This is a genomic window from Mycobacterium lehmannii, assembly GCF_002245535.1.
GTDB classification, from domain to species: domain Bacteria; phylum Actinomycetota; class Actinomycetes; order Mycobacteriales; family Mycobacteriaceae; genus Mycobacterium; species Mycobacterium lehmannii.
The window spans coordinates 63,516-77,802 of the sequence record NZ_NKCN01000011.1; the positions used below are offsets into that span (position 1 = coordinate 63,516).

Sequence of the window (14,287 nt, forward strand, 5' to 3'; positions counted from 1 at the left end):
GGGCGTGACCCACTATGACGTCGTCGTTCTCGGAGCAGGTCCCGGCGGGTACGTCGCGGCCATCCGGGCCGCGCAGCTCGGACTGAACACCGCCATCGTCGAGCCCAAGTATTGGGGCGGCGTGTGCCTCAACGTCGGGTGCATCCCGTCCAAAGCGTTGCTGCGTAACGCGGAGCTCGCGCACATCTTCACCAAGGAAGCCAAGCAGTTCGGCATCAACGGAGAGGCGACGTTCGACTACGGCGTCGCCTTCGACCGCAGCCGCAAGATCGCCGACGGGCGCGTCGCCGGCGTGCACTACTTGATGAAGAAGAACAAGATCACCGAGATCCACGGCTACGGCAAATTCAAAGACGATCACACACTCGAGGTCGATCTGAACGAAGGCGGCACCGAGGCAGTCGAGTTCGACAACATCATCATCGCGACCGGTAGCAGCACCCGCCTGGTGCCCGGCACGTCCCTGTCCGAAAACGTGGTCACCTACGAAGAACTCATCATGACGCGCGAGTTGCCCTCCTCGATCGTGATCGCCGGCGCCGGTGCCATCGGCATGGAGTTCGGCTACGTGATGAAGAACTACGGCGTCGACGTCACGATCGTCGAGTTCCTGCCCCGCGCGCTGCCCAACGAGGACGCCGACGTCTCCAAGGAGATCGAAAAGCAGTTCAAGAAGCTCGGTGTCAAGGTGCTGACCGGCACCAAGGTCGAATCGATCAAAGACAGCGGCGGCGACGTCACCGTGTCCGTCAGCAAAGACGGCAAGTCCGAGGACATCAAAGCCGAAAAGGTGCTCCAGGCAATCGGTTTCGCGCCCAACCTCGAAGGCTACGGGCTCGACAACACGGGCGTCGGAATCACCGAGCGCAAGGCGATCGACATCGACGACTACATGCGCACCAACGTGCCGCACATCTACGCGATCGGCGACGTGACAGGCAAGTTGCAGCTGGCGCACGTGGCCGAGGCGCAGGGCGTCATCGCAGCCGAAACCATCGCAGGCGCAGAGACGTTGCCGCTCGGGGACTACCGGATGCTGCCGCGCGCGACGTTCTGTCAGCCGCAGGTCGCCAGCTTCGGGCTCACCGAGGAGCAGGCCCGCGAAGAGGGGTACGACGTCAAGGTCGCCAAGTTCCCGTTCACCGCCAACGCCAAGGCGCACGGTGCCGGCGATCCCAGCGGCTTTGTCAAGCTGATCGCCGATGGCAAGTACGGCGAGCTGATCGGCGGCCACCTGATCGGCCACGACGTGTCCGAACTTCTGCCCGAGCTGACGCTGGCCCAGAAGTGGGACCTCACCGCCACCGAACTGGCGCGCAACGTCCACACGCACCCGACCATGTCCGAGGCCCTGCAGGAATGCTTCCACGGATTGCTCGGCCACATGATCAACTTCTGAGCCGGGTCCACACAGCAGCGTGGTTCAGACAACCAACACGGCGAGGGCACTCTGGGTCGCCGGCATCGGTGGCTTGGTGATCGGCCATATCCTCTGGCTGGCCGGAATATCCTTCGCCACCTCGACCTCCGATGTCAGCACCTGGGTGCTGGTGGTGGCAGCGGTGTCGTTTGTCGTGGGCGGCGCGGTCGGCTGGCTGGGCTGGCGGGCGTATCAGCGCAGAAGCGAGGTGTGGGCGGCGTTCCTGTGCGCGCTGCCGGTCTCGCCGGTGCTGCTGTCGATGATCGTCCTCGGTATCACGTATCTCTAGCGCGCCGTTTGTGAACCTGCCGACGTTGACGGGCCGATGAGTGTCGTCAGATTCACACTCGAGCGCTAGTCCGGGAAGTCCAGCGGCACTTTCAAAGTGGTGATCGTGGCTGCCAGACCGTCGTACTGGGCGGCCAGCATGCAGAACTCGATCAGCTGCGGTTTGGTGAGGTGCCTGGCCAACACGGCCCAGGTCTCGGGTGAGACGCCGCGGGTCACGACGAACTCGTCGGTGGCGGTGATCAACGCGCGCTGGCGGTCGGTCAGCCCTTCGGCGTCGGGACCCTCGAAGATCTTCTTCTGCACGTCCGGGCCGAGCCCCCGGGTGCGGGCCAAGCGGCGGTGCTGCTGCAGTTCGTATTCGCAGTCCCGGAGATGCCCGACCCGCAGGATGACGGTTTCAGCGTCCTGCACCGACAGCTTGCTCAGCATGCCGAGCAGCACCCCGCTGTACGGCAGCCACGCCAGGAACAGAAGCCGGTGTTGGCCAAGCACATTGAACAGACTGAAGCGGGGCGCCCTGATCGCGCGGGCGCCGAGCTTGGCGATGGCCCAGTTCAGCGGGCCGAGTTCCTTGAATCCACCGGGCGCGATACGTGCCGACTCGGGTGCGCTCATCACAGCGAGTCTACGTGTGGTCGCCGAATCAAGGTCGACGTACCAGATAGGGCGAGACCGTGCTGCGGTGCTCGTCGATGTCGAGCGCACGGCCGAGGGCGGGGAAGGCGCGCTGCGGACAGTTGTCGCGTTCGCAGACCCGGCAACCGGCGCCGATCGGCGTCGACACCTCCCCGGACAGGTCGAGCCCCTCCGAATACACCAGCCGGTGGGCGTGGCGCAGCTCGCAGCCCAGGCCGATGGCGAACGTCTTACCCGGCTGGCCGTAGCGCTGCGCACGCCGTTCGACGGTGCGGGCCACCCACAGGTAGTTGCGCCCGTCGGGCATCTGCGCGACCTGCACTCCGATCTTGCCGGGGTTGGCGAATGTCTCGTAGACGTTCCACAACGGGCACGTACCTCCGCTGGAGGAGAAGTGGAAACCGGTGGCGGACTGGCGTTTTGACATATTGCCCGCGCGGTCGACGCGAACGAAGGACAGCGGCACACCGCGCATCGACGGCCGCTGCAGGGTCGACAGCCGGTGGGCGATCGTCTCGTAGCTGACCGAGTAGAACGCCGAAAGCCGCTCGACGTCGTAGCGGAAGTTCTCCGCGACATCGTGAAACTGCGCGTACGGCAACACCATTGCGGCGGCGAAGTAGTTGGCCAGGCCCAGTCGCGCCAGCCGCGTCGACTCGTCGCTGGTGAACTTGCCCTCGTCGACGAGCTTGTCGATGAGGTCGCCGAATTCCAGATACGCCAGTTCGACGGCCATCTTGAACACGGTCTGCCCGGATGAGAGGTGGTTGTTGAGCTCGAGTGTCTTGGTCTCGGGGCTGTAGCGGTGCAGCACTGATTCGCCGAGGTCCATGCGGTGGACGATGCGCACGCCGTGCACCATCGTCAGTCGGTCCGACAGTTGGCGGGCGAGTTCCGAGCGGTGCATCGGCATGCGGATGGTGAGGTCTTCGGCCGCGGTGTCGAGTTCGTGCAGATAGTTCTGTCGTTGGTAGAAGTAGTCGCGCACCTCCTCGTGGGGCATGGTGATCGCACCCGAGCCCGAGCTGAAGCCGCCGCCTGCGGCGAACCTGTCCTCGGTGGCCGCCGCCAGTCGGGTGGTGGTCAGCTGGTAGCGCCGGTGGAGGTTGACCATCGCGCGGGCGAGGTTGGGGTGCGCGGCGACCATGTCCGCGATCTCGGCCAGGTCGACGTTGATGTCGAGGTCGCGGTCGAGCGTGACCTCGCGTAGCTCCGCGACCAGACGGGTGTCGTCCTCGGAGGCGAAGAACGTCGCGTCGACGCCGAACACCTCGGTGATTCGCAGCAGGACGGCCACGGTCAGCGGCCGAACGTCATGCTCGATCTGATTGAGGTAGCTCGGCGAGATGTCGAGCATCTGGGCAAGCGCCGCCTGGCTGAAGCCACGCTCGCTTCGAAGTTGCCGAACCCGTGAGCCGACAAACGTTTTCGCCACGTCAGCCAGCGTAGCAACGGTGCGAAGGCGCGCTTCGCATTGTTGGCAGATCCACCGCTGTGGCAGGATCGGCGGTCGTGAGCGAGAAGCAGGGATCGGGAACGAGCCCGGCGCAGGGCCTGGCCAAGACCATGATGCCGGTCCCTGACCCGCACCCCGACGTCTTCGACATCGAGTGGCCGCTCCGGGTGGCCGACGTGGACCGCGAAGGCCGGCTCAAATTCGACGCCGCGACGCGCCACATTCAGGACATCGGCTCCGACCAGTTGCGCGAATTGGGATTCCAGGAGACCCACCCGCTGTGGATCGTGCGCCGCACGATGATCGACATGATCCGCCCGATCGAGTTCCAGGACATCCTGCGGCTTCGTCGTTGGTGTTCGGGCACGTCGAACCGGTGGTGCGAGATGCGGGTGCGCATCGACGGCCGAAAGGGCGGGCTGATCGAATCCGAGGCGTTCTGGATCAACATCAATCGCGAGACGCAGGGACCGGCGCGCATATCCGACGACTTCCTCGAGGGGTTGCGGCGCACGACCGACGTCAACCGGCTGCGGTGGAAGGAGTACCTGTCGGCGGGCAGCCGCGACAACGCCGACGACATCCGCGAGTTCCCGACGCGGGTCAGCGACATCGACATCTTCGACCACATGAACAACGCGGTGTACTGGTCGGTGATCGAGGACTACCTGCACCACCATCCGGAACTGGCGCGGTACCCGCTGCGGGTGACGATCGAACACGACGCCGCGGTCGCCCTTGGCGACAAGATGGAGATTCTCAGCCACACCTATCCGCCCGGTTCGACGGACAAATTCGGTCCGGAGCTGACGGACCGCACTGTTACAACGCTCACATATGCGGTCGGCGACGAGGCCAAGGCCGTCGCAGCGATCTTCAACCTCTGATCATGATCGGTTTAACAGTACGAGCGTACTGACCTGCGGAAATCGCCTACTCATCGGTAACTTCTGAACCGGTCAAGCGCACCTGGTTCTTCGCAAGATTCGCAAATCCGGGGGAGTGGTTGGCGAAAGTTGGCACTCGAAACGGCTGGACCTGCGCTAATGGACTGAGGCATCCTCGTAGTAGCGAAACTGCTAAACCGTTTGGGCGTTAACAAGCCGGGTACTCCGGCGGCGCCGCAGCGATAGTGAACAGATCGAAGGAGCGCCATGTCAACCGTTGGCAAGCCGAAGAGCGCCGAGGAAATTCAGCGCGACTGGGACACCAATCCCCGCTGGAAAAACGTCACCCGCGACTACTCGGCCGAGGACGTCGTCGCGCTGCAGGGGACCGTCGTCGAGGAGTCCACGCTGGCCAAGCGTGGGGCGGAGATCCTCTGGAACCAGCTGCATGACATGGAGTTCGTCAACGCGCTCGGCGCGCTGACCGGCAACATGGCCGTCCAGCAGGTGCGCGCAGGGCTGAAAGCCATCTACCTGTCCGGGTGGCAGGTCGCCGGTGACGCGAACCTGTCCGGTCACACCTACCCCGACCAGAGCCTGTACCCGGCCAACTCGGTGCCGCAGGTCGTGCGCCGGATCAACAACGCGCTGCTTCGCGCCGACGAGATCGCCAAGGTCGAGGGAGACACCTCGGTCGAGAACTGGCTGGTGCCGATCGTCGCCGACGGCGAGGCCGGCTTCGGCGGTGCGCTGAACGTCTACGAGCTGCAGAAGGCGATGATCGCCGCCGGTGTCGCGGGTTCGCACTGGGAGGATCAGCTGGCATCGGAGAAGAAGTGCGGTCACCTCGGTGGCAAGGTGCTGATCCCGACCCAGCAGCACATCCGCACCCTGACCTCGGCGCGTCTGGCGGCCGATGTCGCCGACGTCCCGACCGTGGTCATCGCCCGCACCGACGCCGAGGCGGCCACCTTGATCACCTCCGACGTCGACGAGCGCGATCAGCCGTTCATCACCGGTGAGCGGACCAAGGAAGGCTTCTACACCGTCAAGAACGGCATCGAGCCGTGCATCGCACGCGCCAAGGCCTACGCGCCGTACGCCGATCTGATCTGGATGGAGACCGGCACCCCCGACCTCGAGCTGGCCAAGAAGTTCGCCGAGGGCGTGCAGGCCGAGTTCCCGGACCAGATGTTGGCCTACAACTGCTCGCCGTCGTTCAACTGGAAGAAGCACCTCGACGACGCGACGATCGCGAAGTTCCAGAAGGAGCTGGGCGCGATGGGCTTCAAGTTCCAGTTCATCACGCTGGCCGGCTTCCATGCGCTGAACTACTCGATGTTCGACCTGGCTTACGGCTACGCCCGCAACCAGATGTCGGCATACGTCGAGCTGCAGGAGCGCGAATTCGCCGCCGAGGAGCGGGGTTACACCGCGACCAAGCATCAGCGCGAGGTCGGCGCCGGCTACTTCGACCGGATCGCCACGACGGTGGACCCGAACAGCTCGACGACCGCGCTGAAGGGTTCGACCGAAGAGGGTCAGTTCCACTGACGATGCGCGGCCCCCAGGCCGCGAGGAAGAAGTGGAACCGAAGGCTGAAGCCACTGACGATGCGCGGCCCCCAGGCCGCGAGGAGGAAGTGGAACCGAAGGCTGAAGCCACTGACGATGCGCGGCCCCCAGGCCGCGAGGAGGAAGTGGAACCGAAGGCTGAAGCCACTGACGATGCGCGGCCCAGGCCCCCTAGACCAGGCCCAGTAGGCTCACGAGGCCCAACGGCTTGTCATCAGGCCCCGTCCTTATATTGGGCGGGGCCTGATGTTATGGAGAGGACGCAAGTGAGCATTGAACGAGTCGGTGTGGTCGGCGCCGGACAGATGGGCAGCGGGATTGCGGAGGTGGCCGCGAAAGCCGGCGCCAACGTCGTCGTCTACGAGCCGTCCGAGGAACTCGTCGAGGCGGGGCGCAAGCGGATCACCGGCTCGTTAGAGCGGGCCGCGAGCAAGGGCAAGCTCTCGGAGGCCGACCGCGATGCGACGTTGGCGCGGCTGTCGTACACCACCGATCTGTCCGACCTGGCCGACCGTCAACTCGTGATCGAGGCGATCATCGAGGACGAGGCGGTCAAGGCCAAGGTCTTCGCACAGCTCGACGCCGTCGTCACCGATCCCGATGCGGTCCTCGCGTCGAACACCTCGAGCATCCCGATCATGAAAATCGCTGCGGCAACGAAGAATCCGAGCCGGGTACTGGGGCTGCACTTCTTCAACCCAGTACCGGTGCTGCCACTGGTGGAGCTCGTCAACACGCTGGTGACATCCGAGGAGGCGCTGCAGCGGACCGAGCAGTTCGCGAGCGAGGTGCTCGGTAAGCAGGTGGTGCGGTGCAGCGACCGCTCCGGGTTCGTCGTCAATGCGCTGCTGGTGCCGTACCTGCTCTCGGCGATCCGGATGGTGGAGGCGGGCGTGGCCACGGTGGAGGACGTCGACAAGGCAATCGTGGCCGGACTCTCGCATCCGATGGGCCCCCTGCGGCTTTCGGACCTGATCGGTCTGGACACCATGAAGCTGATCGCGGACTCGATGTTCGACGAACTCAAGGACCCGCACTATGCGCCGCCACCGCTGCTGCTGCGGATGGTGGAGGCGGGTCAGCTCGGCAAGAAGTCAGGCCTGGGCTTCTACAGCTACTAGTGCCGAGCGCACGCCCATCAAACGGGGCAGCCGCGGCTTCTGAGCGCCTCGCGTACCCGGCGCACTATCTCGGCTCGTTGACACCGTAGATGACGCGCGCTGACCCGCACGATCAGCCAGCCTTGCGCGGCCAAGAACTCCAGCCGTTCGATGTCTCCGGCGTGAATGTCCGGACTGGTCCAATGCTGCACTCCGTCGTACTCGACGCCCACTTTCCATTGGCACCAGCCCATATCGATTCGGCGATTGCCAACGCGAATCTGCGTGGCCGGGCGAGGCAACCCGTCACGGACGAGCAGCAGGCGAAGCTCGGTCTCTTTCGGCGATTCCGCGCCGCCATCGACGAGATCCATCGTCGCGCGCAGTTCACGGATGCCCCGTGCGCCGGGATAGCGGTTCGCGATGCCCTGCACTTCGGCGACGGTGCACCCGGTCGCGTTGAGCAGGGCGTCGATTCGCATGATCCCCAGATCCCCCGGCACGCGGCGGCCGATGTCGTAGGCCGTGCGGGCCGGCGTCGTGCAGTCGATGCTGCCGCGCAGGCAGATCTCGTCGTGGGCGAGGACGCCGCGATGGATGACGATGCCCGGTGGCGATGGCTGGTTGGGGTGAGCTAATTCAGCAGGCAGGTCGTCGGGTATCCATCGGGCGCCGTGCATCGCGGCAGCCGAGTGTCCAACGAGCACCGCCTTGCCGCGTGACCACAACCATGCGGCCACTGCCTTGTCAGCGGCGTCGAGTTTTGCCCCCGCCCGTGCGTATACGTTGTGGTGGACCTTGATGTAGTCCTTGCGTAAGGCGTAACGCGTAACGACACCCTCAGCGAGCGCCTGACTGCCCAAAATGAAATGTTCCACAAGTGGTTAGGCGCGCCAGCGGCTCAGTCGGTTCCCCCAGCGTCGGAGTTCTGATGGGTTTCGGGCCGGATGGTTGCCGAGCGTCGGATTGTTGACGTGTTTCGGGCCGGATCGCACCATACTTCCGACGCTCGGGGCGCCTGCGCGCTCAGGAGGCGCCCGCGTGCATCGGGCCCGGCCGGCATGGTCTGCGGCGTTGGTGGGTCGGCCGGTTGCCGAGCGTCGGCCGGTTGCCGAGCGTCGGGGTTCTGACGCGATTTGGTCCGGATCGCGCCATATTGACGACGCTCGGCGCCGGGCGCCCCGCAGTCTCGACGCCTTACGACTCCAATAACCGCTTGCGTTCCGCGTCGACGTCGAAATCAGCAGGCGGGTAAGACAAGTCGAGGCCCTCGAGCGCTTCGATCAGCAGTTCGGTGACGGCGAGCCGGCTGTACCACCGGCGATCGCAGGGCACCACATGCCACGGCGCATAGTCGGTCGACGTGCGGTCCAGCACCGCCTGGTAGGCCTCCTGATACTGGGGCCATTTGAGGCGCTCGTCGATGTCACCAGGGTTGTACTTCCAGTATTTCGTCGGGTCGTCGAGCCGTTCGAGGAGCTGCTTCTTCTGCTCGTCCAACGAGATGAACATCGCCACCTTCACCAGAGTCATTCCACCGTCGACGAGTTCACGCTCGAACGCGTTGATCTCGTCGTAGCGCGCACCCCACACCTCCGGCGGCACCAGGTTGTGCACCCGAACGATGAGTACGTCCTCGTAATGCGACCGGTCGAAGACGCCGATGTGTCCCGGCGGCGGCAACGCGCGTCGGATGCGCCACAGGAAGTCGTGCGCCAGCTCCTCCGGCGTCGGCTTGCCGAATGCGGTGTAGCGTACACCCATCGGGTTGACCGCTCCGACAACATGTTTGACGATCCCACCCTTGCCCGCGGCATCCATGCCCTGCAGCACGAGTAAGACCGAGCGCGCGTCGTCACGGCCTTTCGAACTGGCGTAGAGCAGCTCCTGCAGCTCGGCGAGGCGATTGCTGCGGGCCGCTTGCACCGGCGCCGCATCGGCTTTGGCGCCGTCGAAACCCGGTGTCGCCGACGGGTTCAGATCGGCCACCTTGTCACCGGCCCGAAACCGCACCGCGTCGACGATGGGCGAGGTGACCGGGTCCGAGCTCACCGGTCGTCTTGCGTCGGGGGCGGAAGCACCGGCGACGGATGTGGTTGGCCGCGGAACGCCTCGAGTGACCCGCCCACTTCGACGATGCCGCACAACGCATTCCACGACAGCATGGTCAGGTAGTCGATCAGCTCGTCGGAGCTCATGCGCCGGTTGGACATCCACGAGTGCGTGGCAAGCTGAACACCGCCGACCGTGTGGTACGCCCACGGCTCGACGCCGCCGGTGTCCATACCGGCCTCCTGCATCCGGCGCCGCAGCATGACCGCCAGCATGCGGGCGATGATCTGCTCGGACGTGGCGACCGCTCGGCTCTTGCTCGCCGAGTTGTTCGCCATCACGAACTGATAGGGCTCGGGTTCGGCGGCCACCGTTTCGACGTAGACCCGGATCACCTCGCGAGTGAGTTCAAAACCGTCGAGGTTCGACGACAGCGCCGCGGCCATGTTCGGGATCAGCGTGGTCTGTGCGAACCGCATCATCACCGCGGTCGTGAGGTCGTTCTTGTCGACGAAGTAGCGGTACAGCACCGTCTTCGAGACGCCGATCTCGGCCGCGATCTCGTCCATGCTGACACCGCTACCGAGCCGGCGGATCGCCTCCAGGGTGCCATCCACCAGCTCATTGCGGCGCTCTACCTTGTGCTTGTGCCAACGCCGCTTGCGGCCGTCTGTCTTGACCGCGATCGCTTCGGACTGTTGTGCCACTATCCCCGTGATCCGTTCCGTAGTTCCCCTCGATAGTACGGCCGATCTTGACACCTCGTGTTGCCGGTCCGAGCTGCCGCGCGTCGTAGCGGATGATGGAGAAGTGGCACATAGACCGAGCGCCGGACGGCACGCCCCGGCGGCTCCGCCCGCCCCGCGGAGGAGCTTCGCCGAGTCCCTGGCCGGGGCCGACTCCGTAGCCGATGCCGAGCGCCGCCGTTCGCTGCGGCGCATGAAGGTCGTCGCGCTGAGCTTTCTCGTCGGCGCCTCGGTCATCTTCCTCATCTGTACCTGGGCCCAGTCCGCCGGTGCTGCCCCGGACTGGGTGGGCTATGTGCGCGCCGCCGCCGAGGCCGGCATGGTGGGCGCCCTGGCGGACTGGTTCGCGGTCACCGCCCTGTTCAAGCACCCGCTCGGCATCCCCATCCCGCACACCGCGATCATCAAGCGCAAGAAGGACCAGCTCGGCGAGGGTCTCGGCGCTTTCGTTCGCGAGAACTTCCTGTCTCCTGAAGTCGTGTCGGCCAAGTTGCGCAACGCCGAAGTGGCAGGTCGGCTCGGCAAGTGGCTCTCCGAACGCTCGCACGCCGAACGCGTTGCCGCCGAAACCGCCACCGTGCTGCGGGTTCTGGTGGAGATGCTGCGCGACGAGGACGTGCAGCAGGTGCTCGACCGGATGATCGTCAAACGCATCGCCGAACCGCAGTGGGGTCCGCCCATCGGTCGGGTGCTGGCCACGCTGCTGGCCGAACACCGGCAGGAGGCCCTGCTGCAACTGCTCGCCGACCGCGCCTTCCAGTGGTCGCTCAACGCCGGGCCCGTCATCGACCGGGTGATCGAACGCGATTCGCCCACCTGGTCCCCACGCTGGGTGGACCACCTCGTCGGCGACCGCATCCACCGCGAGTTGATGGACTTCACCGACAAGGTGCGCCGCAACCCGGACCACGAGCTGCGGCGGTCGGCGACCCGTTTCCTGTTCGAGTTCGCCGACGACCTCCAGCACGATCGGGCCACCATCGAGCGCGCCGAGAACGTCAAGGAACAGGTCATGGCCCGCGACGAGGTCACGCGCGCGGCCGAGACGGCGTGGACGGCGGCCAAGCGCATCCTGTTCGAGTCGGTCGACGACCCCTCATCGACGCTGCGCACGCGGGTCGCGGACTCGGTGATGCTGATCGGGGAGTCGCTGCGCGACGACGCCGACCTGCGCGACAAGGTGGACAACTGGATCATCCGGGCGGCCCAGCACCTGGTCGCCCAGTACGGCGTGGAGATCACCGCGATCATCACCGAAACCATCGAGCGGTGGGACGCCGACGAGGCCAGTCGCCGTATCGAACTCCACGTCGGACGCGACCTGCAATTCATCCGGATCAACGGCACCGTGGTGGGCGCGCTGGCGGGCCTGGTGATCTATTCCGTAGCCCAACTTATATTCTGACCTGCGCTAACGAGTGCTTGCAAAAGTTAGCACTGCGCCGTACGGTAGGGATGTCGCTTTTTGGATACCCGAGGCACGGAGGGCTTCGCATGTCGCAGGATGACAATCTTGCCGTCGTCGTGTCCAACGCTGCGCAGACCGCCGCCCAGGACATCGGCACGTTCATCCGGACGCAACGCGAAGCCGCTCAGGTATCCGTACGACAGTTGGCCGAGAAGGCCGGCGTCAGCAATCCCTACCTCAGCCAGATCGAGCGGGGATTGCGCAAACCCTCTGCCGACGTGCTCAACCAGATCGCCAAGGCGCTGCGGTTGTCGGCTGAGGTGCTCTACGTGCGGGCCGGGATTCTCGAGCCCAGCGAGAAGAGCGAGGTGCGCGACGCCATCGTCAACGACACGGCGATCACCGAGCGGCAGAAGCATGTGCTGCTCGACATCTACACGTCGTTCTGTCAGCAGAACGAGGCCGAGGTTGACGAGGCAGGTAGCGACACAGAACAGGAGTCGTCGACTGAATAGAGACTCCAGCTTCTGAACACGAACGCAACCGAACGACATCCTCAGAAAGGAACACCATGGCCAAGAACACTCCCGCCAAGAACCAGCCCACCCCCGACGACCTCAAGGCGCCGTTGCTCGCCGCCGTCGGTGCCGCGGACCTCGCCCTCGAGCGGGTCAACGAGATCGTCGCCGCCCTTCGTGAGCGCGCCGACGACGCCCGCACCGACTCGCGTAGCCGCGTCGAGGAGACCCGTGCGCGGATCGACCGACTGCAGGACGACCTGCCGACGCAGTTCGGTGAGCTGCGCGACCGTCTGAGCTCCGATGAGCTGCGCAAGTTCGCCGAGACCTACGCCGAGGCCGCGCAGACCACCTACAACAAGCTCGTCGAGCGCGGTGAGGCCGCACTCGAGCGCCTGCGCAGCCAGCCCGGCTTCAGCGAGGCCGCCGGCCGGGTCGAGGGGTACACCGACCAGGCCGTCGAGCTGACCCAGGAGGCGCTGGGCAACGTGGCCGCGCAGACCCGCGCCGTCGGTGAGCGCGCCGCCAAGCTGGTCGGCGTCGAGCTGCCGAAGAAGGCCGACCAGGGTGCTGCGCCGGTGAAGAACACCGCCAAGAAGGCCCCGGCGAAGACTCCGGCCAAGACTCCGGCGAAGAAGACGCCGGCCAAGAAGGCCCCGGCCAAGAAGGCGACAGCCAAGAAGGTCACCCAGAAGTAAGGACTCGACAGCGGGTCGCAAGGCCCAAAGTCGACCGAGGGGACGTCACCCGCTTAGTCTTGAAGCGTGCAGCTCCAAGGCTTGGTGGGTTACGTCCTCTTCTTTTTGCAGATCGCCGTGCTGGTGACGACGGTGTATGCATTCGTCCATGCGGCGATGCAACGGCCGGACGCCTACCCGGCCGCCGACAAACTGACCAAGCCGGTGTGGTTGGTCATCCTCGGGGTCGCGGGGCTGCTCGCGCTGGTCCTGGGTTCCGTGCTGGGCCCCGCCATCGCAGCCGTCGCGGCCGGTGTCTACCTGGTCGACGTGCGGCCCAAGCTGCTCGAGGTCCAGGGGAAGTCCCGGTAGTGCGGCCAACCATCGCGGTCGTCGTCATGGCGGCCGGCCTCACCGTGCCTGCGCTGGCGGCCCCCGTGGCATCGGCGAATCCACCTGCCAAGCCGACGGCGCCTGCCCCGCCGTTCGTCGATCACGTCGAATGGGCCAAGTGGGGCGATTTGTCGAGCCTGCGCGTGTACCCGACCGCGGCAGGCAGGCAGGCGTCCGGGCTGGCCACTCCGGCCCAGGGCGAGATGGCCTGGGCCGAGGTGCTGGCGCTCGCACCCGATGCGGACATCCCGGGCATGAGGCCCCAATTCGTCTGTCACTGGGAATTCGCCGAGTACTACCAACCCCGCAAGACCAGTTGGAATCTCGAGCCGTGGCGCCCCGAGGTCCCCTACGAGCAGATGGTGGAGACCGGCTGCAACCCCGGCGGTACCGAAGAGCCGTTCTGATGGCACGCACCTACCTGCGCGACGAGGTCGCCGGACTGGTCGATCACACACTGCTCAAACCCGAAGCCACCGAGGACGACGTCGCCGCGGCCGCTGAGGAGGCTGCGGCCCTCGGCGCTTACGCCGTATGCGTGTCGCCGTCGATGGTTTCGGTCGCCAGACGGTCCGGTTCGCCGTCGCAGCTGGTGTGTGCGGTCGTCGGATTCCCTTCGGGCAAACATCTTTCGGCGGTCAAAGCCAGTGAGGCACGGCTCGCGGTGGAAGACGGCGCCGGCGAGATCGACATGGTGATCGACGTGGGGGCCGCGCTGCACGGCGACTTCGCGGCGGTGCGCGCCGACATCGAGGCCGTGCGTAGCGAGATCGGTGCGCGCGCGACGCTGAAAGTGATCGTCGAGTCCGCCGCGTTGCTCCTGCTCGCCGACGAGCAGACCCTGCTGTCCGCCTGCCGGGCCGCGGCGGACGCGGGGGCCGATTTCGTCAAGACCTCCACGGGATTTCATCCCGCAGGCGGGGCGTCGCTACGTGCCGTGGAGCTGATGGCGACGGTGGGTCCGCAGGTCAAAGCCAGTGGTGGTATCCGGACCGCCGATGACGCGATCGCGATGCTGAACGCAGGCGCCACCCGGTTGGGGCTGTCAGGGACCAGGGCGGTACTCGAGGGCTTTCCGAAACTTGACCGCCGCCAGTAATTTACATTGGTCACCAATATTTGCCGTATA

16 protein-coding genes are annotated in these 14,287 nt (G+C 65.6%); 11 read left to right on the top strand and 5 right to left on the bottom strand.

Translation table 11 applies throughout. The features are described 5' to 3' along the window. The first annotated feature begins 4 nt into the window (after positions 1-4). Positions 5-1,399, top strand: coding sequence for a dihydrolipoyl dehydrogenase (gene lpdA, locus CEX87_RS14070; protein ID WP_064399723.1), 1,395 nt, complete (start codon positions 5-7; stop codon positions 1,397-1,399). Positions 1,400-1,475: 76 nt separating this feature from the next. Beyond that, on the top strand, positions 1,476-1,709 hold the full coding sequence (locus CEX87_RS14075) for a hypothetical protein (RefSeq protein ID WP_233151387.1): 234 nt from the start codon (positions 1,476-1,478) through the stop codon (positions 1,707-1,709). Between the two features lie 65 nt (positions 1,710-1,774). Here CEX87_RS14075 and CEX87_RS14080 read toward each other — a convergent pair whose 3' ends face one another. Then, entirely contained in the window at positions 1,775-2,326 is a 552-nt protein-coding gene (locus CEX87_RS14080; protein ID WP_064399721.1) for a carboxymuconolactone decarboxylase family protein, read from the bottom strand. Between the two features lie 28 nt (positions 2,327-2,354). After that, positions 2,355-3,782, bottom strand: a complete 1,428-nt coding sequence (gene ramB / locus CEX87_RS14085; protein ID WP_064399720.1) for an acetate metabolism transcriptional regulator RamB — start codon at positions 3,780-3,782, stop codon at positions 2,355-2,357. A gap of 131 nt (positions 3,783-3,913) precedes the next feature. Here ramB and CEX87_RS14090 point away from each other — a divergent pair, with 131 nt between their 5' ends. The 3 genes from CEX87_RS14090 to CEX87_RS14105 all read left to right on the top strand — a co-directional run bounded on the left by CEX87_RS14090 (position 3,914) and on the right by CEX87_RS14105 (position 7,385). Next, positions 3,914-4,690, top strand: a complete 777-nt coding sequence (locus CEX87_RS14090) for an acyl-[acyl-carrier-protein] thioesterase (protein ID WP_064425429.1) — start codon at positions 3,914-3,916, stop codon at positions 4,688-4,690. Between the two features lie 267 nt (positions 4,691-4,957). Beyond that, complete coding sequence (gene aceA, locus CEX87_RS14095) at positions 4,958-6,244, top strand: isocitrate lyase (RefSeq protein ID WP_064399719.1); 1,287 nt, start codon at positions 4,958-4,960, stop codon at positions 6,242-6,244. A 145-nt stretch (positions 6,245-6,389) separates the two neighbouring features. Further along, positions 6,390-7,385, top strand: coding sequence for a 3-hydroxybutyryl-CoA dehydrogenase (locus CEX87_RS14105; protein WP_332888953.1), 996 nt, complete (start codon positions 6,390-6,392; stop codon positions 7,383-7,385). Positions 7,386-7,402: 17 nt separating this feature from the next. Here the strand turns inward: CEX87_RS14105 and CEX87_RS14110 are convergent, their stop codons facing one another. From CEX87_RS14110 to CEX87_RS14120, 3 genes are all read right to left on the bottom strand, one after another. Further along, on the bottom strand, positions 7,403-8,242 hold the full coding sequence (locus tag CEX87_RS14110; RefSeq protein WP_064399717.1) for a DUF559 domain-containing protein: 840 nt from the start codon (positions 8,240-8,242) through the stop codon (positions 7,403-7,405). Between the two features lie 319 nt (positions 8,243-8,561). After that, a complete protein-coding gene (locus CEX87_RS14115; protein ID WP_064425423.1) occupies positions 8,562-9,416 on the bottom strand; it encodes a polyphosphate kinase 2 family protein in 855 nt (284 codons plus the stop codon). Further along, on the bottom strand, positions 9,413-10,123 hold the full coding sequence (locus tag CEX87_RS14120; RefSeq protein ID WP_064399715.1) for a TetR/AcrR family transcriptional regulator: 711 nt from the start codon (positions 10,121-10,123) through the stop codon (positions 9,413-9,415). Before CEX87_RS14120 ends, CEX87_RS14115 begins: the two co-directional genes overlap by 4 nt. Positions 10,124-10,196: 73 nt before the next feature. Between CEX87_RS14120 and CEX87_RS14125 the strand changes: the two genes are divergently transcribed. The 6 genes from CEX87_RS14125 to deoC all read left to right on the top strand — a co-directional run bounded on the left by CEX87_RS14125 (position 10,197) and on the right by deoC (position 14,257). Beyond that, positions 10,197-11,567 (top strand): DUF445 domain-containing protein, encoded by a 1,371-nt coding sequence (locus CEX87_RS14125; RefSeq protein ID WP_165593340.1) that lies wholly within the window; start codon positions 10,197-10,199, stop codon positions 11,565-11,567. An 89-nt stretch (positions 11,568-11,656) separates the two neighbouring features. After that, positions 11,657-12,085 (top strand): helix-turn-helix domain-containing protein, encoded by a 429-nt coding sequence (locus CEX87_RS14130; RefSeq protein ID WP_064419938.1) that lies wholly within the window; start codon positions 11,657-11,659, stop codon positions 12,083-12,085. Positions 12,086-12,141: 56 nt separating this feature from the next. After that, the gene (locus CEX87_RS14135; RefSeq protein WP_064399712.1) at positions 12,142-12,786 is read left to right on the top strand and encodes a hypothetical protein; all 645 of its coding nucleotides are present in this window, start codon (positions 12,142-12,144) and stop codon (positions 12,784-12,786) included. A gap of 66 nt (positions 12,787-12,852) precedes the next feature. After that, positions 12,853-13,137, top strand: a complete 285-nt coding sequence (locus tag CEX87_RS14140; RefSeq protein ID WP_064399711.1) for a DUF2516 family protein — start codon at positions 12,853-12,855, stop codon at positions 13,135-13,137. Continuing rightward, entirely contained in the window at positions 13,137-13,565 is a 429-nt protein-coding gene (locus tag CEX87_RS14145) for a DUF2599 domain-containing protein (protein ID WP_416171910.1), read from the top strand. The genes CEX87_RS14140 and CEX87_RS14145 overlap by 1 nt, the downstream gene beginning before the upstream one ends. Next, positions 13,565-14,257: a deoxyribose-phosphate aldolase gene (gene deoC / locus CEX87_RS14150; RefSeq protein ID WP_064399709.1), complete on the top strand. Its 693-nt coding sequence runs from the start codon at positions 13,565-13,567 to the stop codon at positions 14,255-14,257. Before CEX87_RS14145 ends, deoC begins: the two co-directional genes overlap by 1 nt. Positions 14,258-14,287 lie beyond the last annotated feature (30 nt).